The following is a 22,114-nucleotide window of genomic DNA, read 5'->3' as shown; positions in this document are numbered from 1 at the left end:
GCGATATGATAACGCCCGCTGGATCGGGCAGCTTGGCATGAGCCGCCCCGGGCCGGATATAAGATCGGGTGGGGCGTGTCTGACTAGGCCGCGCCGGTGCAAGGCACAGGCCGTCATCTCGATCACAATCAAATTCAATGACCCGAGCCAGCGAAGGTGCTGGCGGCAGATGCTCGCGGGCAGCAACATCTTTGGGCCGTGAAAAAATACCGAATCCTTCATACCGATTCCGCCAGGCATATGGGCGGACAGGAAATCTATACATACCGTCATATGCTGGCGATGCGCGCGCGCGGGCATGAAATGTCCCTGTTGTGCCAGCCCGGCACACCGCTGGAGCAGTGGGCACGGAGCGCGGGCTTTTCCGTGCATACCTTGAAAATGGGCGGATTCTGGCGCTGGCTGCGCGGTATCCATGCCGTGCGCCGGCTGGCGCGGGCCGAGCGTTATGACATCGTGCACACTACCAGCCGCCGAGATACGCTGATCGCCGCTGCGGGTGCGCGGCTGGCGGGCGTGCCTCTGGTGGTGCGTACCCGCCACCTGATGAATCCCATTAATTCGCGGCTGAGCTACACCTGGCTGCCGCATCGCCTGCTGACGGTCAGCGAGTTTGTGCGCGATTACATGGTGCGCCGCGGCATTCCCCGCCACCGCATCGGCATTGCATCGCCCACGGTGACGTTCCCGGAGGAACGCTGGGAAGCGGATGCCGACCTGGCGCTGTGCCGCGCCCAGGCGCGCAGCAGCGCCCGCGAGGCGCTGGGCGTGGCGCCAGGGGATGTGGTAGTCGGCTGCGTGGCCATCCTGCGGCCGGCCAAGGGGCACCGCGACCTGCTGGCGGCCATGGCGCCATTGTTCGGGCGTTATGCACGGCTGAGGCTGGTCATCATCGGCGACGGTGAAGCCGTCGAGCGTGCCTTGCGGGTGCAGGCGGCCGAGCTGGGCGTTGCTGATCGCGTGCAGTTTCTCGGTTATCGTTCCGATGCCGCCGAACTGATGTTTGGCTTCGATATTTTCGCGCTGGCCACGCATATGGAAGCCAGCGGTACCGCATTGCTGGAAGCCGCGGCGGCGGGCTTGCCCATCGTGGCGACCGAAGTGGGGGGCGTGCCTGAAATGGCGGTGCGCGACCACAATGCTCTGCTATGCCGGCTGGGTGATCAGGCAGCGCTGACGTCCGCGCTGGAAACGCTGGTGGCCGACGGCGCTCGCCGTGAGGCCATGGGCCAGGCTGGCTGGAACTGGATACGCAGCGAAAAGCGTTTTGCCTTGCCGGGCCAGGCGGAATTGATCGAACAATATTATGCGAAATGGTTGAGCGAGCTGGGCTATGACATCTGCTAAGTTTGTACCTGTGCTGATGCACCATCACGTTTCCCCGTCGCCGGGGATGATTACGGTGGCGCCGGACGTGTTCGAGGACCAGCTTGCCTGGCTGGCGCGGGAAGGCTGGACCTCGCTGAGCGCCGCGCAGTTCAGCGGATTTCTGGCCGGACAGCCGGTGCCGGAACGCTCGGTACTGATCACCTTCGACGACGGCTACCTGGACAACTGGGTGTATGCACACCCCGTCCTGCAGCGCCATGGCATGCGCGCAGTGCTGTTCCAGGTGACGGGCTGGACCCACGACGGCCCGGTGCGTCCTTGCCTGGGCATGGCGGGAAGCTTGCCTGAAACGCCGGATCACCATACCTGCGAAGCCATGATCGAGGCCGGGCAGAGCGATGCCGTCATTGCGCGCTGGAGCGAATTGCAGGCCATGGTGGCGGCAGGGACGTTCGAGATCCACAGTCATACCCACACCCACACCCGCTGGGACAAAAAGGGCCTGACGCCCCAAGAACGGCGCCAGCGCCTGCACGAGGACTTGCTGTTGTCGCGTGCCGACATGGACCGCTACCTAGGTGGCGCGACCTCACACCTGTGCTGGCCGCAAGGCTATTTCGACGCAGATTATGTCGAAGTGGCCCGGGAATGCGGCTTTGATCACCTTTACACCACACATGCCTTCGGCCGTAATCTCCCGCACGGAGATCCGCTGCATATCTATCGTTTCGCCATCAGCAACCGGCCGTCCGGCTGGCTGCGCAAGCGCTTCCGATATCATAGTCATCCGCTGATTGCGCCGGTGTTCAACCGTTTCAAGGCCTGGAAAAAAGGCTTGCCGCCCGGCGCCTGATGCGGGAGCATATCGGGCCGGCGAGCAGCGATCTCGTTCTCATGGGTTTGATTTGATGATGCCTAATCGGGCTTTTTACACCGTTCTGTTTTCTTCCATTGTTGTATTCCTGACGGGGGCGATATCGCTGGTGGTGCCGTCAGGCTACTCGGTGTCCCTGCTGTTGAGCTTGGCGGGGCTGGGGGCCTTGTGCGTGCCTGGCTTCCTGCCCAAACTGGAACGCCGGGACAAATGGCTGATTGCCGTTTTCCTGTTCTATTTCGCGGTGTGGGTCTTCGAAATCTGGCGTGATGGCCAGCCCAGCTCGAGCCTGGACAAGCCCGTGCGCATTCTGTTGGCGATTCCCGCGCTGTTCTGGCTGCTGCGCTACCCGCCTAGCGGCAAGGCTTTCTGGGGTGGCGTGGCGGTAGGCGCGATCGTCGTTGGCCTGTGGGCTGGCTGGCAGAAGCTGGTGCTGGGCCTGGAGCGGGCCGAAGGTTTTACCAGCACCATCCAGTTCGGCAATATTTCCATGCTGCTGGGCATGCTTTCCCTGACTGGCCTGGCGGGTTGGAGCCAGTTGCAGCATCGGCGCTGGTGGTGGGGCGTGCTGCTGGCGCTGGGAGTCGCGTTCGGTTTCATGGGGTCGATTTTTTCCGGTTCGCGTGGCGGTTGGATAGGGGTGCCGTTCATCCTGCTGGTGCTGGTACGCGCCTATGGCAAAGGCCTGCGCCCCAGCCAGCTGTGGGGCCTGCTGGGTGGCGTGGTGGCCTTGGGATCCTGCCTGTATTTCATCCCGGCGACGGGGGTGAAGGAGCGCGTGAATTCAGCGTTCGAGGATGTGTATCTCTATGTCCAGGACAACAACCCGGATTCCTCGCTGGGCGGGCGTTTCGAGATGTGGAAGGCGGGTGTCTATGCGATACAGGAGCAGCCGCTGCTGGGCCGTGGCAGCAAGGGGTATATCGAATACCGCGACCAGCTGATCGCGCAGGGCAAGGTGGACCCCATCATCAGCGAATTCACCCACCTGCACAACGAATACATAGATATCACCGTCAAGCGTGGCGTGCTCGGGCTGATTTCCCTGCTGCTGCTTTATCTGGTGCCGTTGCGCATGTTCATGCGCATGCTCGGAGAGGGGGTGGTGCAGCGTCAGCCGTATGCAGCCGCCGGGGCGGTGCTGTGCGTGTCGTATATGGATTTCGGCCTGTCCCAGACCTTCCTCAGCCACAACAGCGGCGTGATGGTGCTGTTTTTCATGATGGTCATCATCTGGTCACTGGTGCGGGCGGCCGAACACGCGCCCGCCGGCCAGAAGTAATCACAGCGGGATGACGGGATCGAACTTCGCACGGTGAGTGCAGAAGAAGGTCCGGACGTTGCGGATGTTCTGCTGTTGCGAGAACAGGCGATGTGCCAGCGCATGGTAGGCCGGCATATCGCTCAGCAATAGCTGCAGGATGAAATCCGGCCCGGGAGCGACCCGGTAGCACTGCTGCACGGCAGGCTCGTGCTGGACCAGCGCCTCGAATTCCGTCATTTTTTCGCTGGTCTGGATATCCAGCGATATTTCCACGATCGCGATCAGGTCCTGGCCCAGCCGCGCCGGGTCCAGCAAGGCCATTTGGCGCGTGATGTAGCCGTCTTCCTGCAGGCGGCGCACCCGCCTCAGGCAGGTCGCCGGCGAGGCATGGACGCGCGTGGCCAGTTCCTGGTTGGTCTGGCTGCTGTCCAGTTGCAAGGCGTTGAGGATGCGGCGGTCCAGCTCATCCAGGTCTTTCACGACCTCAGTATCGACGGATTTGCTCATAAAATTCCTTTTTTGTTATTTTATGATCGTATATTTCATTACATATAAGTAAGGAAATTTAATTTCAAATTTAACAAAAAATAGGGATCAAATTTCTTCCAGTTTGTCGCAGAATGCTGTGGACAGAGATAGGGCAGGGCTGCGTGTCATGGTGACGCGGTGCCATCTGCTCAGCGGAGGAAGTTTCCTATGTGCGGTATTGTTGGCGCCGTTGCGCAACGTGACATCACCCCTGTGCTGATTGAAGGCCTGCGACGGCTGGAATATCGCGGCTATGATTCCTGCGGCATTGCCGTGCATCTCGATGGCCGCCTGCAGCGCTCGCGCACGACCAAGCGCGTGTCGGAACTGGCCGAGCAGGTCCGCCAGGACCACCTGCATGGCTTCACCGGTATTGCCCACACCCGTTGGGCCACCCACGGCGCGCCTCTGACGCAGAACGCCCATCCCCATTTTTCTTCCAAGGGCCAGGAAGAGCCGCGCATTGCGCTGGTGCACAACGGCATCATTGAAAACCATGACCAGCTGCGTGAAGAGTTGAGCGCTGCGGGCTATGTGTTCGAAAGTCAGACCGATACGGAAGTCATCGCGCACCTGGTCAACCACCTGTACCAGGGCGACCTGTTCGAAGCCGTTCAGCAAGCAGTGCGCCGCCTGAAAGGCGCCTATGCCATCGCCGTGTTCTCGCGCGACGAGCCGCACCGCATCGTGGGTGCCCGCCAGGGTTCGCCGCTGGTCGTCGGCCTGGGAGAAGGCGAGAACTTCCTGGCTTCGGACGCACTGGCGCTGGCCGGCACCACGAACCGCATCATCTACCTGGAAGATGGTGACGTGATCGACCTGCAACTGCAGGGCGTGTGGATCGTCGATGCGGAAGGCAAGCGTGTTGATCGCGAAGCGCAGATTGTCCATGTGCATACCGGCGAGGCCGAGCTTGGTCCGTATCGCCACTTCATGCAGAAGGAAATCTTCGAGCAGTCGCGTGCCGTCAGCGATACCCTGCAGGATATCGAAAGCATCACGCCGGAACAGTTCGGCGATGGTGCCTATCAGATCTTCAAGGAAATCGACTCAGTTCTGATTCTGGCCTGCGGCACCAGCTCCTACGCCGGCCTGACGGCCAAGTACTGGATCGAAGCCATGGCGGGTATTCCTGTCAGCGTTGAGATCGCCAGCGAATACCGTTACCGCGAAAGCGTGCCCAACCCGCGTACCCTGGTGGTGACGGTGTCGCAGTCCGGTGAGACGGCCGATACGCTGGCCGCGCTCAAGCATGCCCGTTCGCTGGGTATGAAGCACACGCTGACGATCTGCAACGTATCCACCAGCGCCATGGTGCGCGAGTGCGCTCTGTCGTTCATCACGCGTGCCGGCGTGGAAATTGGCGTGGCCTCCACCAAGGCGTTCACGACCCAGCTGACGGCTCTCTTCCTGCTGACCCTGACGCTGGCCCAGGTGCGCGGCCGCCTCTCCGCAGAGCAGGAAGCTGACTACATCCGCCAACTGCGCCACCTGCCGGCCGCCATCGGCGCCGTGCTGGCGCTGGAGCCGCAGATCATTGCCTGGTCGGAGCAATTCGCCAGCAAGGAAAATGCCCTGTTCCTGGGCCGGGGTTCGCACTACCCGATCGCGCTGGAAGGCGCGCTGAAGCTCAAGGAAATCAGCTATATCCACGCAGAGGCCTATCCCGCCGGCGAACTCAAGCACGGCCCGCTGGCCCTGGTGACCGATGCCATGCCGGTCGTGGTGGTGGCGCCCAATGACGAACTGCTGGAAAAGTTGAAGTCCAATATGCAGGAAGTGCGTGCACGCGGTGGTGAGCTGTATGTGTTTGCCGATGCCGATACCAACATCAGCAGCACGGAAGGCGTGCACGTGATCCGCATGCCGGAGCACTATGGCCGCCTGTCGCCCATCCTGCATACCATTCCCTTGCAGCTGCTGGCCTACCACGTCGCGTGCTCGCGCGGCACGGACGTGGACAAGCCGCGCAACCTGGCCAAGAGCGTGACGGTGGAATGAGACCAGGCCGTCATCGGCCTGAGTGACCCCTGGCAATGCGCCGGCCTCGCCGCTCGTGGCGAGGTTTGGCGGGACGAGTGGCGAAGACGCTGCGATTGCCGGGTCGGTGTTCTTCAAATACGGGATGCCTGGTGCATCCCGTATTGGTTTCAGAGACTGTCCGGTGCGGGCGATGCCTGCGCCCGGGCACTGAATTCTGCACGCAGGCTGTTTACCGCTTCCAGCGATGTGGCAAACAGGTGCCTGGCGCCGATTTTTTCCGCCAGCCCGCTGCGTTCCAGCAATTCGCGGAACTGGCCATGGGCGCCGGCGATGCAGAAGACAATGCCCTGGTCGGCCAGTTCCGCCTGCACTTCCTCCAGCATCAGCGCGCCGGTGATGTCCAGGGTCGCGATGGGCTGGGCATCCAGCACGACGGCGCTGATGGGCTGGGCGCTGTGGCTGATCAGCACGCGCAGGCGTTCACGGAAGTAGTCGCTGTTGAAGAACAGCAACGATGCATCGAAACGGTAGACCAGCACACCCATGGGAGAGCTGGCAGCCGGATAGTGCGCCACATTGAACAGGCGGCTGCCGTTGGGGACTTCGCCCAGGACCGCATCACGCGGGCGGGCGACCAGGCGCAGCTGCTTGACCAGGGACAGCAGCACAGCCAGGATGATGCCGGGCAGCACGCCCAGGGTCAGCACACCCAGCGTGGCCAGCAGTGAGACGCGCAGTTCGAAGGGGCTGACCTTGGCCAGGGCGCGTACAGCGGCGATGTCCACCATCTTCAGGGCGGCGATGATCAGCACCGCGCCCAGGGCTGCTGTGGGAATCCAGGCCAGGCCGCCGTCCAGCAACACGACGGCCAGGGCCGTGAAAATGGCCGTGGCAAGGTTCACCATGGACGTTTTGCCGCCGACCATGTCGTTGATTGCTGTGCGCGAGTCGGCGCCGCTGATCGCGAAGCCGCCGCTCAGGCCTGATGTGACGTTGGCTGTGCCGAGCGCGATCAAGTCCTGGTTGGGGTAGACGCGGTAGCGGTTCTTCGCGGCGAAGCTGCGCGCTGGCAGCATGGCTGAGCAAAAACTGACCAGGGCGATGGCGACGGCTTCGCCGAACATGGCCTGGGCGTCGCGCAGTCCGACGCTGGGCAGTGACAGCGTCGGCAGGCCGCCTTCCACGGCGCCGACGACTTGGATGCCGGCGCGATCCAGCCCGAACAGCCAGGTGGCGGCGCTGAGCAGCACGATAATCAGCAGGGGGCCAGGCAGGCGTGGCAGGCGCCAGGAAAAGGCGACGAGCAGCGCCAGCGCCAGCAGGCCCAGCGTGAGCGTGGGCCAGTGTGCATCCGCAAGGCGGCCGCTCAGTTCCAGGATCACCAGAAAGGGATCGCGGGCATCCAGCGATATACCGCTCAATTTGCCCAGTTGCCCGACGATGATGGAGAGCGCCACGCCATTCATGAAGCCAAGCAGGATGGGACGCGAAAGAAAATCGGCGATGAACCCCAGGCGCATGATGCCACCAAGGATGGACAGCAGGCCAACCATGATTGCCAGCAGCATAGACATGTCGTTGTAGTGCTGGGTGCCGGCTACTGCCAGCGGCGCCAGCGCGGCGGCGATCATGGCGCAGGTCGCCGAATCCGGCCCGACGATCAGTTGCCGCGACGAGCCCAGCAGCGCATAGGCAACCAGTGGCAGGATGGCGGCATACAGCCCGGCCAGTGGCGGCAGGCCCGCCAGGTTGGCATAGGCGATGGCCGTCGGAATCTGGATGGCCGCGACGGACAACCCGGCCATGGCGTCGGCCTTGAGCCATTCGCGTCGGTAGATGCGCAGGGTCGAGAACAGCGGCACGCTGGCCAGGCGTTGTTCCGTCAGCAACGGCGCGACGTTTTCCTTGGTGGGGTGTGTCATGGGCGGATTCCTGAGGGCAGCCGGGAACAGGTACCGCGGCAAGCGATGATTATCGGCGGAATCCGTGGGAAAAGGATGCCCCGGTGGCCAGGCGGCGCGCCGGGGCAGCGTGCTTTACTGCAACTGGATGCGTGCGAGATTCTCGGCGGCACCCTTGGGGGCGTCCTGGCCGTTCTTGACCGTCACGAACAGGCGCTTGCCCTGGCTGTCGAGCGCCAGGCTGTTGGGATGCGCAGGCAGGGCATAGCTGCTGACGACGGCGTTATCGGCGCGGCGTATCACGGTGACGGTGCCTGCGATGCGATTGGCGCTGTAGGCGTTCTGGCCGTCGATGACGATGCCCAGCGCACCCTTGCCGACGTCGGCGTCACCCACCACTTCAGCCGTGTCCGGGTTCACCACGGCCACGCGGCCGCCAGGATGGCGCGATTCGAAGCCGGGGGCATATTTTTTCTGCATCTCGGTGATACGTTCCTGGCCCTGGTCGGTGACGTACAGGCGGCGTGCCGCGGCGTCATAGGCCAGGTTGGTGGGCTGTTCGACGGTGGTTTGCTGAATGTTGGCGATTTCCAGCGCATTGGTGTCGATGGTGACGAGCTTGCCTTCGAAGTTCACCACGTACAGGCGCTCGCGGCTGCTATCGAGCGCCACGCCGGTGGAAACACGGCCCAGGCCGGGAACTGCCTTGATAAGCTTGAAGTCACGCGTGTCGACGACAAACAGCGTACTGTCTTCGGTGCCCAGCGCAGGCAGGTAGAGGCGGTGCTTGTCGGCGTCGACCAGCAGTTCGCGCAAGTGCAGCGGGGCGCGTTCGCCCTTGGGTGCGCGTTCGATCAGTTGCAGCGTGCCGCGCAGGGTGTTGTTGCGGATGTCGATGGCGTTGATGGAGCCATCCAGGGTGTTGCCGGTGTAAAGCGTGTCGTTGGCGTCGTCCAGCGCCAGGCCGAAAGCCCGGTCCTTGACCGGAATGGTGGCCACGACTTCCATGGTGTCCGGGTCTACGCGCAGGATCTGGCTGGCGGGCGCATCCGGGCCGAAGCCGCCGGCCGACGCGACGAAAACGGCGTTCTGGCGCGGGCTGTAGACCACTTCATAGAGTGCGGGCGCAACTGCCTTGCGTACGACCTGCTTCACCACGGCGGGGGCGGCAACGGCAGTGGCGGGGGTATCGGCGGTTGCCAGTGTGGGGGCCAGGGCGCCCAGGCTCAGGGCGGCGGCGGCCAGCAGGCTGGCAGTACGGGGGGCGAATGCAGGGGACGGCTTCTTGCTGTATTGGAATGTCATGGGGCTTTCCAAGGATGGAGGATGGATGAAACGATGAAAGTGCCTGCGGCGGCGGGCGCGGCGCGCCGGAATAGGGCGGGCGGCCCGGGGCCGGTGGGGCCGGCATAAGGCCTTGCGGTGCAAGCATACCCTTTTTAGAAATGGGAATCAGATCGTTTTAATGGTGTGCCCGGGTCGGGCCGGCGTGCAGCCGGTGTATGGCCGGTCTGCGATCAGGCCAGGGCAGCGCGCCAGGCGTCCAGTTTTGCTGCCAGTGTCATGCCGGCATGGGCCGGGCTGGTGGAAGGCAGGCGCAGCAGTTCGTATGGGTGCTCCGGGCCGAGGGCCGGGAGGGCGTGGCGGCGGAACAGCTCATGCGCTGCTGCGCCATTGCAGCAGATGCGGGTGATGTCCGGGTAGGTTGTCAGGACTGCAGGGAAGTCGTTGCATACCAGGCTGCGCCGGTCGATATCGGCGTCCAGACTGCCGGGGCGCACACAGCTTTGCAGGACATCCCAGAGTGCGATGCCATGCTGTTGCAGCATGGCGGTACGCTGGGCGTAAGGGGCATCTGGTGCAAAGCCTAGCAACTGCCCCATGATGGGCCAGAATGCGTTGCGCGGGTGCGCATAATAGGCCTGGGCCCGCAGCGACTGTTGCCCGGGCATGGAACCGAGGACGAGGATGCGTGCACCGGGGGCGGCGATGGGCGGGAAGCCTTCGGCGTAGGCGGAGGGCTCAGAGTTGCTGGAAGCCTTCATAGCGCTTTTCGCTGGGCAGGGTTTCGTGCTGCACGTCGGCGACGACGGCCGCTGGCGGCCCGCGTCGCATCCAGGCCAGCATGCGGTCGATCTGGTCGGCCTCTCCCTGCAGCAAGGCCTGTACGCTGCCGTCCGGCATGTTCTGCACCCAGCCGCGCAGCTTGAGGTGATGGGCTTCGCGGACGGTGGAGTGGCGGTAATAGACACCCTGGACTTTGCCGGTGATAGTGACGAGGACGGTTTCCATAGTGCGCAATGATGAAACAGGATAATTGGGAGGCATTGTAGTGGCAGGCAGCGCGGGGCTGGCGCACTGAGGCATGTGCGGGTAAGGTTCGCAGCGTATCCTGCGCCGCAGGGCATGTGTTGGCCGGCGGCGCCGGCGTTCTTGGGGCCTGGGCCGCGTGGCGGCGGCTCCCGGTTCCGTTATCCGGGCACGCCGTGCCTGCCAAAAGGTTGTGTGCCATGAATGGATTCGCAAGTGATGTCTTGCAACCCGGTGTCCGCCGGCGCGAGGTGCTGGGCTGGGCGCTCTATGACTTTGCCAATTCGGGCTATACAACCGTCGTACTGACGGCGGTTTATGCGGCGTACTTCGTCAGCGGCATTGCTGGAGGCGCCGCCTGGGCGACGCTGGCCTGGACGTCCGCGCTCAGCCTGTCGGCGGCCTGGGTCATGGTGACGGCCCCGCGCCTGGGGGCCAGGGCCGACCGGCACGGTACGAAAAAGCGCATGCTGGCCGTGAGTACACTGGCCTGCGTGGGGTTCACGGCGGCATTGGCCTGGACGCCGGGGGCAAGTGGCTGGCAGGGCGTGTTGCTGGCGATGCTGTTGGTGGCGGGTTCCAATATTGCCTATTGCTATGGGGAGTCGCTGGTGGCGGCGTTCCTGCCGGAGCTGGCCCGGCCCGAGGCCATGGGGCGAGTCAGTGGCTGGGGCTGGGCACTGGGCTATCTGGGCGGCATGCTGACGCTGGGCCTGTGCCTGGCCTATGTGTTGTGGGCGCAGTCACAGGATTTGCCGGCAGCGCATTTCGTGCCCGTGACCATGCTGATTACGGCGGCCATGTTCGGGGCGGCGTCGCTGGGGACATTCCTGCTGCTGCGCGAACGGCCCACGGGCCGGGCCGGGACGCTGGCGAGCGTCAGCCCGTCGGGGGCCGCACCCGGTTTTCTGGCAGGCGTGCGCCACAGCTGGCAGGCCGTGCGCGAGTACTGCGATTTCCGCTGGCTGCTGGCGGCCACCGTAGCCTACCAAGGAGGTGTTGCCGTTGCCATTACCCTGGCGGCGATCTATGCCGAGCAGGCCATCGGTTTTCAGCCGCAGGAAACCATGATCATGATTTTTGCCTTGAATCTGGCGGCCGCGCTGGGGGCGGTGGTCTTTGGTCACGCGCAGGATTGGATGGGGCACAAGCGGGCCCTGGCGGTGACGCTGTGCGGCTGGGTGCTGACCTGCGTGCTGGCTGCCGCTGCCACTGGCAAGCCGCTGTTCTGGGTGGCAGCCACGCTGGCCGGGCTGAGCATGGGCAGCAGCCAATCGGCCGGCAGAGCGATGGCTGCGCTGCTAGCGCCGCCGGCGCGCATGGCGGAGTTTTTTGGTCTGTGGACGCTGGCGGTACGGCTGGCAAGCATCATCGGCCCGATGATGTACGGGCTGATCGTCTGGGCCAGTGGCGGCAACCAGCGCCTGGCCATTCTGGCCACGGCATTGCTGTTCGTGGTCGGGCTGGCCTGCCTGAAGCCCCTGGATATGGATCGCGGCCGCCGTCAGGCAGCCGCGTCCTGAACCTGGTACTGCACTGGGTTCAGGTTTGCAGGGAATCCGTTTCGTCGCGGATGTCGGCGGTGGGGGCGTGTTTTTTCACGGATTCGATGCCGTTGTCGCGCGCCGCCGCACTGTTGTAGAGCTGGCTTTGGCCGATGACTTCGCCATTGGCCGCCGCCAGCGTGAAGTAGGGGGCGTCGTTTTTGGCCACAAGCCGGCGGTAGCGCCCATCATCGGGCGCATTTTTCTTCACGGACTCCATGCCGTTGTGGGCGGCGCGCTTGGTGGTGTAGCGCTCGCTGGTCAGGATGGTTTCGTGATTGCCCGCCTTGAGCACGAAAAGGAACTGGTCGCCGCTGCGTTTCAGGATGAAATAACCTGCCATGGGAAACTCCTGCATCAGTAGGGGAATCGGAACGTCAGGATGCTGCGCTGTTGCGTCATGATTATGACGCGCCGAATGGCGGCAACGCACCAGGCTTGTCAATTTTTTGCCGCCAGGCAGGCCAGGCTGATGCCAATAGGCATAGGGGCGGGGGTGTGGGGCGGATCGGGCCGCGGCGCGCCTGGAAGCGGGGATAGTGGCGTTGGACTGAGTAGAATACGGCAGATTCCGTGGCGGCCATGGTTACGCGTGGGCGCCAGGTTGCCTGGCATGGGGCCGGGCAGAATGGGCAGGCGGACTTCCATTTTCGATATGTTGCACATCCTCACCATTACCGGGCCGATCTATCTGCTGGTTGCCGTCGGCTATGCGGCAGTCAGGTTCGGTGTCATGCAGAAGTCCGACAGCCGCGTTCTGGGGCGTTTCGTCCTGATGTTCGGTATGCCGGCGCTCTTGTTCACCGCGCTTACGCAGCGCCACGCCAACGCAGGGATAGACTGGAACTATGTCCTGATCTACGCCGCAGGTGGCCTGCTGACCATGGCCTGTGTCGTCGGCTATGCCCGCAGGATCAAGGGCGCCAGCGTGGCGCAGGGCGGCGTGCTGGGCATGACTGTGGGCGCATCCAATTCGGCTTTTATCGGTTTTCCCGTGTTGTACCAGGTGCTGGGGCCGACGGCAGGCGTGGCGCTGGCCATGTGCTTTATCGTTGAAAACATCCTCATCATGCCGGGCGCGCTGGCCTATGCCGACAGTGGTGGCGAGGGCGGGGCAGGTGCGGCACTGCGACGGTCGCTGATGTCCTTGCTGACCAACCCCTTGCTCTGGGGGCTGGCGCTCGGCCTGCTGTGCAATCTTACTGGCTGGCGCCTGCCTGCCGTGCCTGAACGCATGGTGCAGATGCTGTCTCAGGTGGCCAGCCCGCTGGCCTTGTTCGCCGTGGGCGGCAGCCTGTTCGGCCTGAGGCTGGGCCACCATATCCGTGCGGTGGTTGCGGCGGCGGGGGCCAAGTTGCTGTTGCATCCGGCGCTGATGACACTGTTGGTGCTGCTATTCCCGGTGCTGAGCCGGGAACTGGCCGTGGCGGCCGTGATGTATGCAGCCATGCCGACGGCCGCCATCGTGGCGGTGCTGGCGCAGCGCTATCAGCAGGAGGAATTCGCAGCGGCGGCCGTGATGGTGGCTACGCTGGCCTCGTTCTTTACCATTACACTGCTGCTGATGATCGTCATGCCCCTGCTGCCGGCCCAGGCCGTACTGCCGTTGCCCTGAGGTGGCCCGCGACCTCGGGCCATATGCGATCCGGGCCGCGCTGGCACGCGGCTGGTAGCGTGTGCCACGCGGCCTATTTCTGGACCCGAACCCCTAGTTTTTATGTCAGACCGGACTTCTCTTCCTGATGCGGCCGTCGCGCCGCGCCGTTCCCGTACCGCCTTGCTGCGCAAGTGGCTGCTGATTGCGCTGGTCTTCGCGCTGGTGCTGGTGCCGCTGCTGGTGTGGGTCAGCCATTCCGGTGCGGCAGGGCAGCCCGAGGCGGCTCCCGGCAGCCAGGAGCAGGGACAATGAAGGGCCAGGGCAAGGACGCCGGTGCGGCAGTCTGTCCGTGTGGCAGTATGGCCGCATATCGCCAGTGCTGCGGCCGCTGGCATCATGGGGCGCAGCGGCTCGGGGCCGCGACGGCCGAGGAACTGATGCGTTCACGCTACAGTGCTTTCGTGCTGGATGAGCGCCAATATCTGCTGGATACCTGGCATCCGGATACCCGGCCTGCGCACCTGGAGCCTGAGCCGGCAGGCCTTAAATGGTTGGGCCTGCAGGTCAAACGCCATGAGCAGCAGGGCGAAACCCGCGCGGTTGTTGAGTTCGTGGCACGCAGCCGACTCCAGGGCCGCGCGCACCGTCTGCATGAAGTCAGCCGTTTCGAGCGTCTGGACGGGGTCTGGCTGTACGTGGACGGCGATTTTGTCGAATAAGCTTGCCGAGCAGATGGTTTGTATAGTATTTGACCATTTCCAAACCACTGGGCTAAACTGTAAGGCTTAGCGTACTGCGTCCTGCATGAATCTGTCACATTTGTGCGCCAGAATTGCACGGAAGCCTGTTGCGCTAGCAAGAACTGCTCTTTCCGGCCGGCCAGCCTGGTTTGCCGTTACGTGCGGTTTTTGTATGGACCGCCCGTGAACGGGATCAACCACTGGCACACGCATCATGCGCGCGCCGGAACGGATATCCCCAGATCGGGTACTGAATGCTCCGAGCATTGTGCCGTAGACCCTGCTCAATGCCGGTAGCGACGATTTAAGGGATATTCAAGCTAATGCCAACTATCAGCCAGCTCGTGCGCAAGCCGCGCGAAGTCAGCCGGGAGTCCAGCAAGAGCCCCGCGCTCGAGAACTGCCCCCAGCGTCGTGGCGTGTGCACCCGCGTGTACACCACCACCCCCAAGAAGCCTAACTCCGCTCTGCGTAAGGTCGCCAAGGTTCGCCTGACCAACGGCTTCGAAGTCATTTCGTACATCGGTGGCGAAGGCCACAACCTCCAGGAACACTCGGTCGTGCTCGTGCGCGGCGGTCGTGTGAAGGACTTGCCTGGTGTGCGTTACCACATCGTGCGCGGCGCGCTCGACCTGCAAGGCGTGAAGGATCGCAAGCAGGCACGCTCCAAGTACGGTGCCAAGCGTGCCAAGAAGGCGAAATAATTCGTCTGACTTTCACCCCTGGTGATAAAGCGTGCAACCGTTGCGCAGAATGAACTGCGTGGCGGCATTAAGGGGTCGTCCCGGATGGGCGGCCGTGGCCGTGCAAAGAATGCGCGGTTCAACTGAACAGACACAAGGAAGCAATAATGCCCCGTCGTCGCGAAGTACCTAAGCGCGAGATCCTGCCGGATCCCAAGTTCGGCAGCGTCGAACTCGCGAAATTCATGAACGTCGTCATGCTCTCGGGCAAGAAGGCGGTTGCCGAGCGTATCGTCTACGGCGCGCTCGAGCAAATCCAGGCCAAGACCGGCAAAGAGCCGATCGAGGTCTTCAATACTGCGATCAACAACGTCAAGCCCCTGGTTGAAGTGAAGAGCCGCCGTGTCGGTGGCGCCAACTACCAGGTGCCCGTGGAAGTCCGCCCTGTGCGCCGCCTGGCCCTGGCCATGCGCTGGATGCGTGAAGCCGCCAAGAAGCGTGGCGAGAAGTCCATGGACCTGCGTCTGGCCGGCGAACTGCTGGATGCCGCTGAAGGTCGTGGCGCTGCAATGAAGAAACGCGAAGATACCCACAAGATGGCCGAAGCCAACAAGGCATTCAGCCACTTCCGTTGGTAATCCAGCTGGTAAATTAAGGACACTCTCATGGCCCGCAAAACCCCGATCGCGCGTTACCGCAACATCGGTATCTCTGCCCACATCGACGCAGGGAAGACCACCACTAGCGAACGCATTCTGTTCTACACCGGCGTCAATCACAAGATTGGCGAAGTGCATGATGGCGCAGCCACCATGGACTGGATGGAGCAGGAGCAGGAGCGCGGCATCACCATTACGTCTGCCGCCACCACCGCTTTCTGGAAGGGCATGGCCGGCCAGTTCCCCGAGCACCGCATCAACGTCATCGACACACCGGGACACGTGGACTTCACCATTGAAGTCGAACGTTCCATGCGTGTGCTCGACGGCGCTTGCATGGTTTACTGCTCGGTGGGCGGCGTTCAGCCCCAGTCCGAAACCGTGTGGCGTCAGGCCAACAAGTACAAGGTGCCCCGTCTTGCGTTCGTGAACAAGATGGACCGTACCGGTGCGAACTTCTTCAAGGTCTACGATCAGCTGCGTAACCGCCTGAAAGCCAATCCCGTGCCCATCGTTCTGCCGATCGGTGCCGAGGATACGTTCAAGGGCGTGATCGACCTGATCAAGATGAAGGCGATCATCTGGGACGAAGCCAGCCATGGCGTGAAGTTCGAGTACCAGGACATCCCGGCTGAGCTGCAAGCTCAAGCCGAGGAATGGCGCGAAAAGATGGTCGAAGCTGCGGCCGAATCGTCCGAAGACCTGATGAACAAGTACCTCGAGGGCGAGCAATTGTCCGAAGAGGAAATCGTCAAGGCTTTGCGTGATCGCACCATTGCTTGCGAAATCCAGCCGATGCTGTGCGGCACCGCGTTCAAGAACAAGGGTGTGCAGCGCATGCTGGACGCCGTGATCGAGTTCCTGCCGTCGCCGGTCGACATCCCGCCCGTCCAGGGCGAGAATGACGAAGGCGAGCCGGTCAGCCGCAAGGCCGACGACAGCGAAAAGCTGGCCGTTCTGGCATTCAAGCTGATGACCGATCCGTTCGTGGGCCAGCTGACCTTCGTTCGCGTGTATTCCGGCGTGCTGCACTCCGGCGATACCGTGTTCAACTCGGTCAAGGGCAAGAAGGAACGTGTTGGCCGCATCCTGCAGATGCACGCCAACAACCGTGAAGAGCTCAAGGAAGTCGTGGCCGGCGATATCGCCGCCGTGGTTGGCCTGAAGGATGTGACGACCGGCGAAACGCTGTGCGACGTCGACGACCACATCGTTCTGGAGCGCATGGAGTTCCCCGAGCCCGTGATTTCGCAGGCTGTCGAACCCAAGACCAAGTCTGACCAGGAAAAGATGGGCCTGGCGCTGTCGCGCCTGGCCGCTGAAGATCCGTCGTTCCGCGTGCGTACCGACGAAGAATCCGGCCAGACCATCATTTCCGGTATGGGCGAGCTGCACCTGGAAATTCTCGTCGACCGCATGAAGCGTGAATTCGGCGTGGAAGCCAACGTCGGCAAGCCGCAAGTGGCCTACCGCGAAACCATCCGCAAGACCTGCGACGAAGTGGAAGGCAAGTTCGTCAAGCAGTCGGGCGGTCGTGGTCAGTACGGTCACGTTGTGCTCAAGCTGGAACCGCTGGAACCGGGTGGTGGCTACGAATTCGTGGACGCCATCAAGGGTGGTGTGGTGCCGCGCGAGTACATCCCGGCAGTCGACAAGGGTATTCAGGAAACGCTGCCCGCGGGCGTGTTGGCCGGTTACCCGGTGGTGGACGTCAAGGTAACGCTGTTCTTCGGTTCGTACCACGATGTGGACTCGAACGAAAACGCGTTCAAGATGGCCGGTTCGATGGCATTCAAGGAAGGTATGCGCAAGGCCAGCCCTGTGCTGCTCGAGCCGATGATGGCCGTCGAAGTCGAAACGCCGGAAGACTACGCCGGTACCGTGATGGGCGATCTGTCCTCGCGTCGCGGCATGGTGCAAGGCATGGACGACATGGTTGGCGGTGGCAAGGTCATCAAGGCCGAAGTCCCCCTGGCCGAAATGTTTGGCTACGCCACGAACCTGCGTTCGCTGACGCAAGGCCGTGCGACGTACACCATGGAGTTCAAGCATTACGCCGAAGCTCCGAAGAACGTGTCCGAAGAAATCATCGCCGCTCGTTCGAAGTAATCAAAAGACATCGGCCATCCCTGCCAGGGGATGGCCGTCAACAAGTTTTCCTTGCATTGATAAAGGGATGAATCATGGCAAAAGGTAAGTTTGAACGCACCAAGCCGCACGTGAACGTCGGCACGATCGGTCACGTTGACCACGGCAAGACGACGCTGACGGCGGCAATCGCCACGGTGCTGTCCAAGCAATTTGGCGGCGAAGCCAAGGGCTACGACCAGATCGACAACGCGCCGGAAGAAAAGGCTCGTGGTATCACGATCAACACCTCGCACGTGGAATACGAGACGAAGTCGCGCCACTATGCGCACGTTGACTGCCCGGGCCACGCGGACTATGTGAAGAACATGATCACGGGTGCAGCGCAGATGGACGGCGCGATCCTGGTGGTGTCGTCGGCTGACGGTCCCATGCCGCAAACGCGCGAGCACATTCTGCTGAGCCGTCAGGTTGGCGTGCCGTACATCATCGTGTTCCTGAACAAGGCCGACATGGTTGATGACGCCGAGCTGCTGGAACTGGTCGAAATGGAAGTGCGCGAGCTGCTGTCCAAGTACGACTTCCCGGGCGACGATACCCCGATCATCAAGGGTTCGGCCAAGCTGGCGCTGGAAGGCGACCAATCGGAAATGGGCGAGCCGGCCATTCTGCGTCTGGCCGAAGCGCTGGATTCGTACATCCCGACGCCTGAGCGCGCCGTGGACGGCACGTTCCTGATGCCTGTGGAAGACGTGTTCTCGATCTCGGGCCGTGGCACGGTGGTGACGGGTCGCGTTGAGCGCGGCATCATCAAGGTCGGCGAAGAAATCGAAATCGTCGGTATCCGCGACACCGTGAAGACGACTTGCACGGGCGTGGAAATGTTCCGCAAGCTGCTGGACCAAGGTCAGGCTGGCGACAACGTCGGTATCCTGCTGCGCGGCACCAAGCGTGAAGAAGTCGAGCGCGGCCAAGTGCTGGCCAAGCCCGGTTCGATCAAGCCGCACACGGAATTCACCGCCGAGGTGTACATCCTGTCGAAGGAAGAAGGCGGCCGCCACACCCCGTTCTTCAACGGCTATCGTCCCCAGTTCTACTTCCGTACCACGGACGTGACGGGCACGATCGACCTGCCGGCCGACAAGGAAATGGTTCTGCCGGGCGACAACGTCTCCATCGTTGTGAAGCTGCTGGCCCCCATCGCCATGGAAGAAGGCCTGCGTTTCGCCATCCGTGAAGGCGGTCGTACCGTCGGCGCCGGCGTCGTTGCCAGCATCATCAAGTAAGCATTGCTGCTTGTTGCGGGGGCCTGTTGGCTCCCGCGTCCAAACCGCGTTCTTTAGGAATTCCAATGAAAAACCAGAAAATCCGCATCCGTCTGAAAGCGTTCGACTACAAGCTCATCGACCAATCGGCCGCTGAAATCGTCGAAACCGCCAAGCGCACTGGTGCTGTGGTCCGTGGTCCGGTTCCCCTGCCCACCCGTATCCGTCGCTATGATGTGCTGCGTTCGCCGCACGTCAACAAGACGTCGCGTGATCAGTTCGAAATCCGCACGCACCAACGCCTGATGGATATCGTGGATCCCACCGACAAGACGGTTGATGCGCTGATGCGCCTGGACTTGCCGGCTGGTGTGGACGTCGATATCGCTGTCTAAGCCTTATCGCGCGCTTGCAGGGCGCAGGGGGTTCCCCGGAGCAGCCTGGCAGCCCTGATGCAGGCACGAAGACACTCTACGGAGTGTCTTTTTTTTCGCCCACGCAGGGCGTTGCGGGCAAAGCAGGGCTGTCGGGATTCAGACCGCAAACGGCTCGATATCGACGCCCAGCAGGCGCAGCATCTGCCTGAGTCCGTCGAGCGGATATGCGGGGGTTGCACTGGCCAGGCACAGCACCTTGCCGCTGCCGGTGGAGACATGGGGCTGCAGCAGGGGCAGCAATGCCTGTGCCGGGTCGAGGAACAGCATGTCCGGTGCGGCGGCTTCGAAATAGCGGCGCAGCCATGGCAGGTGGGTGGAAGACAGTGTGCAGGTATCGAGCAGGGGCAGATCCTGGCGCAGTTGCCGCATGAAGTCCGTGACGGCAAGCTGGGTTGCCTCGGGAGCCGACAGAAAGCGGCCGTCCTCGACATGGGCCACCAGGGATGAGGCATTGACCAGGGTCACCGGGCCGATGTTGTCTGCAGGCCGGCCTGCAGGTGCGGCCGATCCCGTGGTTGTGGCTGTGGCAGGCGGGCTGGCAGGCGCCGCGCTGGCCTGGAGGACGGACTGGGCCTCGCGGGAAATGTACGTACGAATTTCCGGGCTGCCGATCAGGGACTGCACGCCCAGTACGGCGATGTGGCCCGAGCGCGATTGCGCCAGGGCGTCGGCGATGGGCGGATAGATCCCGAGCACCGGCACCGGCATGGCGGCACGGATGGTGTCGAGCACCATCACTGATGGCGCGTTGGATGCCAGCACCACGGCCTGGGCGCCCAGGCCGGCCAGGCGCTCTATTGCTGCACCGACCGAGGCGGCCAGTTCGCCGGGCGTGCGGCTGCCGTAGGGGAAGCTGGCGCGATCGGCGAAATAGATAATGTCCTGTCTGGGGTAGTGGCGCCGTACCAGATCGACAATGGCATAGCTGCCAATACCGGCGTCAAAAATGCCGATGGGGCGGTGCAGCGCGCTGGCGGAAGGTGCGATGGACATGGCGGCTCCGGTAGGTAGATGGGCGGGCAGACCGGGCCGGCGTCATTGTGCTGGCGGCAGGCGTTGCGCAGCGATGGGCGCAACGCAGGCGTTATTGCTGGTCGCCCCGGTTGTAGATGAACTTGGGCATACTCCAGTCAAAGCGCAGGGCCAGCAGGCGCAGCGCCAGGCCGGCAATCATTGCGGTACCCATGACCAGGTTGTGGTTCAGTTCGAGCGCCAGGCCGCCAACGTAGAGGCAGCCGGTAAAGATGGAAACGGTGGCATACAGTTCGCTGCGGAACAGCAGCGGAATGTCATTGCACAGAATGTCCCGCAGGACGCCGCCCACGCAGCCGGTGATCATGCCGGAGGCAATCACGATGATGACGGGCAATTCCATCTCCATGGCGATATTGCAGCCGATCACGGTGAATACCACCAGGCCGATGGCATCCAGGAACAGGAAGAGCTTGTGCAGACGGTGCATGAAGCGTGCAACCGCAATGGTGAGCAGCGCCGCGCCGCCGGTGATCAGCAGGTAGTGGGGGTGCTTGACCCAGGTGAGCGGGTAGTGGCCCAGCACGACATCGCGTGCTGAACCGCCGCCCAGCGCGGTGATGCAACCCAGCAGGAAAACGCCCACCCAGTCCATGTTGCGGCGGCCGGCGGCCAGGGCGGCGGTAATGCCTTCGGCGACGATGGCGATCAGGTAGAGAATGTGCAGCAGCATGGCGGGCGGATCGTGGCAGGCGGCGGAATGCGCGTATTTTAGAGGGAGGGCTGCCTTGGCAGGTGAAAGGATTCCGCTATCATAGTCGCTGGATGCGTGTGTCGCCGGCAGCGGGGTGGTGCCAGCGCAGGAAAAAGGCAGCGGTGGCTGCGAACGGGGTTCCCGGCATCCCAGGAGCGTATGGCATGCGGCGTGATCTGAACGACCTGTATTACTACGTGGAGGTGGTCGAGCATGGCGGCTTTGCGCCGGCCGGCCGGGTGCTGGGTGTGCCCAAGTCCAAGCTCAGCCGGCATGTCGCGGTGCTGGAAGAGCGGCTGGGCGTACGCCTGATTCAACGCTCCACGCGGCGTTTCTCGGTGACGGATGTCGGGCAGGTGTACTACGCTCACTGCAAGGCCATGCTGGTAGAGGCTGACGCAGCCGATGAAGCCGTGGCGTTGGCACACTCCGAACCGCGCGGCATGATACGCATGACCTGCCCGGTGGCGCTGCTGGATGCCAGCGTCGGTCAGATGGTGGCGAATTTCATGGCCCGCCACGCGCTGGTGAACATTCATCTGGAAGAAACCAACCGGCGGGTCGATGTCGTCGGCGAAGGCATGGACATCGCCATCCGCGTGCGGCCGCCTCCCCTGGAAGACAGCGAGCTGGTGATGCGCATCCTGGGCCGCCGGCGCCAGTGCCTGGTGGCCAGCCCGGCCTTGCTGGCCCGTGAAGGCCGGCCGCGTAAGCCGGACGACCTGCGCAACATGCCCAGCATGGGGCATGGGCTGCAGCGTGGCGACTTTACCTGGCACCTGCTGGGGCCCGACAATGAAGAAGTTGTCGTGCGCCACCAGCCGCGTCTGGTCACTCGCGGACTGAACGTGCTGCGAGACGCGGCATTGCAGGGAGTCGGGGTGGTGCGCCTGCCGCACATGATGATCAGCAGCCAGTTGGCGCGCGGCGAATTGGTCAATGTGCTGCCGGGGTGGGAGCCGCCTTGCGAGATCATGCATGCGGTGTTTGCCTCGCGCCGGGGGCAATTGCCGGCCGTGCGGGCGCTGCTCGATTTTCTGGCGGAAAGCTTCGCCGCGCAAGGCCAGGAATAGGTTTCCTGGCGGTTTCCCTGAGGTGGGCAGCCAGGGCTTGACAAAGGTGTTGCGAGTACGCCAACGATTGCGCATTTTCTGCGCATCATGCTAGAATCGGAGACTTGCCCTAA

The 22,114-nt window shown here is 63.0% G+C and carries 22 protein-coding genes; 14 read left to right on the top strand and 8 right to left on the bottom strand.

The annotated features are described in order from the left end of the window. Window positions 1–240 precede the first annotated feature (240 nt). From ACEW7X_RS16230 to ACEW7X_RS16220, 3 genes are read left to right on the top strand one after another with little or no spacing between them, the layout of a single operon-like run. A complete protein-coding gene (locus ACEW7X_RS16230; protein ID WP_068373081.1) occupies window positions 241–1,347 on the top strand; it encodes a glycosyltransferase family 4 protein in 1,107 nt (368 codons plus the stop codon). Further along, window positions 1,334–2,182, top strand: a complete 849-nt coding sequence (locus ACEW7X_RS16225; protein WP_068373078.1) for a polysaccharide deacetylase family protein — start codon at window positions 1,334–1,336, stop codon at window positions 2,180–2,182. Before ACEW7X_RS16230 ends, ACEW7X_RS16225 begins: the two co-directional genes overlap by 14 nt. A gap of 55 nt (window positions 2,183–2,237) precedes the next feature. Further along, window positions 2,238–3,485: an O-antigen ligase family protein gene (locus tag ACEW7X_RS16220; RefSeq protein ID WP_083969681.1), complete on the top strand. Its 1,248-nt coding sequence runs from the start codon at window positions 2,238–2,240 to the stop codon at window positions 3,483–3,485. On the opposite strand, the gene ACEW7X_RS16215 is transcribed toward ACEW7X_RS16220, so the two are convergent. Beyond that, window positions 3,486–3,974, bottom strand: coding sequence for an Lrp/AsnC family transcriptional regulator (locus ACEW7X_RS16215; RefSeq protein WP_068373075.1), 489 nt, complete (start codon window positions 3,972–3,974; stop codon window positions 3,486–3,488). It lies immediately after the preceding gene. A gap of 189 nt (window positions 3,975–4,163) precedes the next feature. Here ACEW7X_RS16215 and glmS point away from each other — a divergent pair, with 189 nt between their 5' ends. Continuing rightward, a complete protein-coding gene (gene glmS, locus ACEW7X_RS16210; protein ID WP_068373073.1) occupies window positions 4,164–5,996 on the top strand; it encodes a glutamine--fructose-6-phosphate transaminase (isomerizing) in 1,833 nt (610 codons plus the stop codon). A gap of 149 nt (window positions 5,997–6,145) precedes the next feature. Here the strand turns inward: glmS and ACEW7X_RS16205 are convergent, their stop codons facing one another. From ACEW7X_RS16205 to ACEW7X_RS16190, 4 genes are all read right to left on the bottom strand, one after another. After that, a complete protein-coding gene (locus ACEW7X_RS16205) occupies window positions 6,146–7,900 on the bottom strand; it encodes a SulP family inorganic anion transporter (RefSeq protein ID WP_068373070.1) in 1,755 nt (584 codons plus the stop codon). Between the two features lie 114 nt (window positions 7,901–8,014). Next, the gene (locus ACEW7X_RS16200; RefSeq protein ID WP_068373068.1) at window positions 8,015–9,184 is read right to left on the bottom strand and encodes a YncE family protein; all 1,170 of its coding nucleotides are present in this window, start codon (window positions 9,182–9,184) and stop codon (window positions 8,015–8,017) included. Window positions 9,185–9,396: 212 nt separating this feature from the next. Beyond that, on the bottom strand, window positions 9,397–9,831 hold the full coding sequence (locus ACEW7X_RS16195) for a DNA-deoxyinosine glycosylase (protein ID WP_420177939.1): 435 nt from the start codon (window positions 9,829–9,831) through the stop codon (window positions 9,397–9,399). A 70-nt stretch (window positions 9,832–9,901) separates the two neighbouring features. Next, window positions 9,902–10,171, bottom strand: a complete 270-nt coding sequence (locus tag ACEW7X_RS16190; protein ID WP_083969680.1) for an acylphosphatase — start codon at window positions 10,169–10,171, stop codon at window positions 9,902–9,904. A gap of 218 nt (window positions 10,172–10,389) precedes the next feature. Here ACEW7X_RS16190 and ACEW7X_RS16185 point away from each other — a divergent pair, with 218 nt between their 5' ends. Next, entirely contained in the window at window positions 10,390–11,712 is a 1,323-nt protein-coding gene (locus ACEW7X_RS16185) for an MFS transporter (protein WP_134838916.1), read from the top strand. A gap of 19 nt (window positions 11,713–11,731) precedes the next feature. On the opposite strand, the gene ACEW7X_RS16180 is transcribed toward ACEW7X_RS16185, so the two are convergent. Next, window positions 11,732–12,076 (bottom strand): YegP family protein, encoded by a 345-nt coding sequence (locus tag ACEW7X_RS16180; RefSeq protein ID WP_068373057.1) that lies wholly within the window; start codon window positions 12,074–12,076, stop codon window positions 11,732–11,734. A 312-nt stretch (window positions 12,077–12,388) separates the two neighbouring features. Here ACEW7X_RS16180 and ACEW7X_RS16175 point away from each other — a divergent pair, with 312 nt between their 5' ends. The 8 genes from ACEW7X_RS16175 (at window position 12,389) to rpsJ (ending at window position 19,160) form a co-directional block, all read left to right on the top strand. After that, complete coding sequence (locus tag ACEW7X_RS16175) at window positions 12,389–13,348, top strand: AEC family transporter (protein ID WP_253596651.1); 960 nt, start codon at window positions 12,389–12,391, stop codon at window positions 13,346–13,348. 102 nt (window positions 13,349–13,450) lie between these two features. After that, a complete protein-coding gene (locus ACEW7X_RS16170; protein ID WP_068373051.1) occupies window positions 13,451–13,642 on the top strand; it encodes a hypothetical protein in 192 nt (63 codons plus the stop codon). Beyond that, window positions 13,639–14,049 (top strand): YchJ family protein, encoded by a 411-nt coding sequence (locus tag ACEW7X_RS16165; RefSeq protein WP_068373048.1) that lies wholly within the window; start codon window positions 13,639–13,641, stop codon window positions 14,047–14,049. Before ACEW7X_RS16170 ends, ACEW7X_RS16165 begins: the two co-directional genes overlap by 4 nt. Window positions 14,050–14,393: 344 nt before the next feature. Beyond that, a complete protein-coding gene (gene rpsL, locus ACEW7X_RS16160; RefSeq protein WP_068373045.1) occupies window positions 14,394–14,774 on the top strand; it encodes a 30S ribosomal protein S12 in 381 nt (126 codons plus the stop codon). Window positions 14,775–14,920: 146 nt separating this feature from the next. Beyond that, complete coding sequence (gene rpsG, locus ACEW7X_RS16155; RefSeq protein WP_068373042.1) at window positions 14,921–15,391, top strand: 30S ribosomal protein S7; 471 nt, start codon at window positions 14,921–14,923, stop codon at window positions 15,389–15,391. Window positions 15,392–15,418: 27 nt separating this feature from the next. Further along, on the top strand, window positions 15,419–17,521 hold the full coding sequence (gene fusA / locus ACEW7X_RS16150; protein ID WP_068373039.1) for an elongation factor G: 2,103 nt from the start codon (window positions 15,419–15,421) through the stop codon (window positions 17,519–17,521). Between the two features lie 74 nt (window positions 17,522–17,595). Then, the gene (gene tuf / locus ACEW7X_RS16145; protein WP_068375540.1) at window positions 17,596–18,786 is read left to right on the top strand and encodes an elongation factor Tu; all 1,191 of its coding nucleotides are present in this window, start codon (window positions 17,596–17,598) and stop codon (window positions 18,784–18,786) included. A gap of 65 nt (window positions 18,787–18,851) precedes the next feature. Then, the gene (gene rpsJ, locus ACEW7X_RS16140; RefSeq protein ID WP_068375295.1) at window positions 18,852–19,160 is read left to right on the top strand and encodes a 30S ribosomal protein S10; all 309 of its coding nucleotides are present in this window, start codon (window positions 18,852–18,854) and stop codon (window positions 19,158–19,160) included. Between the two features lie 138 nt (window positions 19,161–19,298). Here the strand turns inward: rpsJ and ACEW7X_RS16135 are convergent, their stop codons facing one another. Next, window positions 19,299–20,195 (bottom strand): glutamate racemase, encoded by an 897-nt coding sequence (locus tag ACEW7X_RS16135; RefSeq protein WP_420177433.1) that lies wholly within the window; start codon window positions 20,193–20,195, stop codon window positions 19,299–19,301. Between the two features lie 91 nt (window positions 20,196–20,286). Further along, window positions 20,287–20,907: a trimeric intracellular cation channel family protein gene (locus ACEW7X_RS16130; RefSeq protein ID WP_068375302.1), complete on the bottom strand. Its 621-nt coding sequence runs from the start codon at window positions 20,905–20,907 to the stop codon at window positions 20,287–20,289. 185 nt (window positions 20,908–21,092) lie between these two features. Here ACEW7X_RS16130 and ACEW7X_RS16125 point away from each other — a divergent pair, with 185 nt between their 5' ends. Further along, on the top strand, window positions 21,093–22,001 hold the full coding sequence (locus tag ACEW7X_RS16125; RefSeq protein ID WP_068375305.1) for a LysR family transcriptional regulator: 909 nt from the start codon (window positions 21,093–21,095) through the stop codon (window positions 21,999–22,001). Window positions 22,002–22,114 lie beyond the last annotated feature (113 nt).

Origin of the sequence: Kerstersia gyiorum (assembly GCF_048595715.1) — a bacterium.
Taxonomy (GTDB): domain Bacteria; phylum Pseudomonadota; class Gammaproteobacteria; order Burkholderiales; family Burkholderiaceae_B; genus Kerstersia; species Kerstersia gyiorum.
Note: the sequence above shows the minus strand (reverse complement) of the source record. Positions and strands in the feature narration are given on the sequence as shown.

Bases quoted from the DNA above. Each gene is read 5' to 3' on its own strand.
- ACEW7X_RS16230 (WP_068373081.1), top strand. From the start codon at position 241: ATGGGCGGACAGGAAATCTATACATACCGTCATATGCTGGCGATGCGC.
- ACEW7X_RS16225 (WP_068373078.1), top strand. From the start codon at position 1,334: ATGACATCTGCTAAGTTTGTACCTGTGCTGATGCACCATCACGTTTCC.
- ACEW7X_RS16220 (WP_083969681.1), top strand. From the start codon at position 2,238: ATGATGCCTAATCGGGCTTTTTACACCGTTCTGTTTTCTTCCATTGTT.
- ACEW7X_RS16215 (WP_068373075.1), bottom strand. From the start codon at position 3,974: ATGAGCAAATCCGTCGATACTGAGGTCGTGAAAGACCTGGATGAGCTG.
- glmS (WP_068373073.1), top strand. From the start codon at position 4,164: ATGTGCGGTATTGTTGGCGCCGTTGCGCAACGTGACATCACCCCTGTG.
- ACEW7X_RS16205 (WP_068373070.1), bottom strand. From the start codon at position 7,900: ATGACACACCCCACCAAGGAAAACGTCGCGCCGTTGCTGACGGAACAA.
- ACEW7X_RS16200 (WP_068373068.1), bottom strand. From the start codon at position 9,184: ATGACATTCCAATACAGCAAGAAGCCGTCCCCTGCATTCGCCCCCCGT.
- ACEW7X_RS16195 (WP_420177939.1), bottom strand. From the start codon at position 9,831: ATGCCCGGGCAACAGTCGCTGCGGGCCCAGGCCTATTATGCGCACCCG.
- ACEW7X_RS16190 (WP_083969680.1), bottom strand. From the start codon at position 10,171: ATGGAAACCGTCCTCGTCACTATCACCGGCAAAGTCCAGGGTGTCTAT.
- ACEW7X_RS16185 (WP_134838916.1), top strand. From the start codon at position 10,390: ATGAATGGATTCGCAAGTGATGTCTTGCAACCCGGTGTCCGCCGGCGC.
- ACEW7X_RS16180 (WP_068373057.1), bottom strand. From the start codon at position 12,076: ATGGCAGGTTATTTCATCCTGAAACGCAGCGGCGACCAGTTCCTTTTC.
- ACEW7X_RS16175 (WP_253596651.1), top strand. From the start codon at position 12,389: ATGTTGCACATCCTCACCATTACCGGGCCGATCTATCTGCTGGTTGCC.
- ACEW7X_RS16170 (WP_068373051.1), top strand. From the start codon at position 13,451: ATGTCAGACCGGACTTCTCTTCCTGATGCGGCCGTCGCGCCGCGCCGT.
- ACEW7X_RS16165 (WP_068373048.1), top strand. From the start codon at position 13,639: ATGAAGGGCCAGGGCAAGGACGCCGGTGCGGCAGTCTGTCCGTGTGGC.
- rpsL (WP_068373045.1), top strand. From the start codon at position 14,394: ATGCCAACTATCAGCCAGCTCGTGCGCAAGCCGCGCGAAGTCAGCCGG.
- rpsG (WP_068373042.1), top strand. From the start codon at position 14,921: ATGCCCCGTCGTCGCGAAGTACCTAAGCGCGAGATCCTGCCGGATCCC.
- fusA (WP_068373039.1), top strand. From the start codon at position 15,419: ATGGCCCGCAAAACCCCGATCGCGCGTTACCGCAACATCGGTATCTCT.
- tuf (WP_068375540.1), top strand. From the start codon at position 17,596: ATGGCAAAAGGTAAGTTTGAACGCACCAAGCCGCACGTGAACGTCGGC.
- rpsJ (WP_068375295.1), top strand. From the start codon at position 18,852: ATGAAAAACCAGAAAATCCGCATCCGTCTGAAAGCGTTCGACTACAAG.
- ACEW7X_RS16135 (WP_420177433.1), bottom strand. From the start codon at position 20,195: ATGTCCATCGCACCTTCCGCCAGCGCGCTGCACCGCCCCATCGGCATT.
- ACEW7X_RS16130 (WP_068375302.1), bottom strand. From the start codon at position 20,907: ATGCTGCTGCACATTCTCTACCTGATCGCCATCGTCGCCGAAGGCATT.
- ACEW7X_RS16125 (WP_068375305.1), top strand. From the start codon at position 21,093: ATGCGGCGTGATCTGAACGACCTGTATTACTACGTGGAGGTGGTCGAG.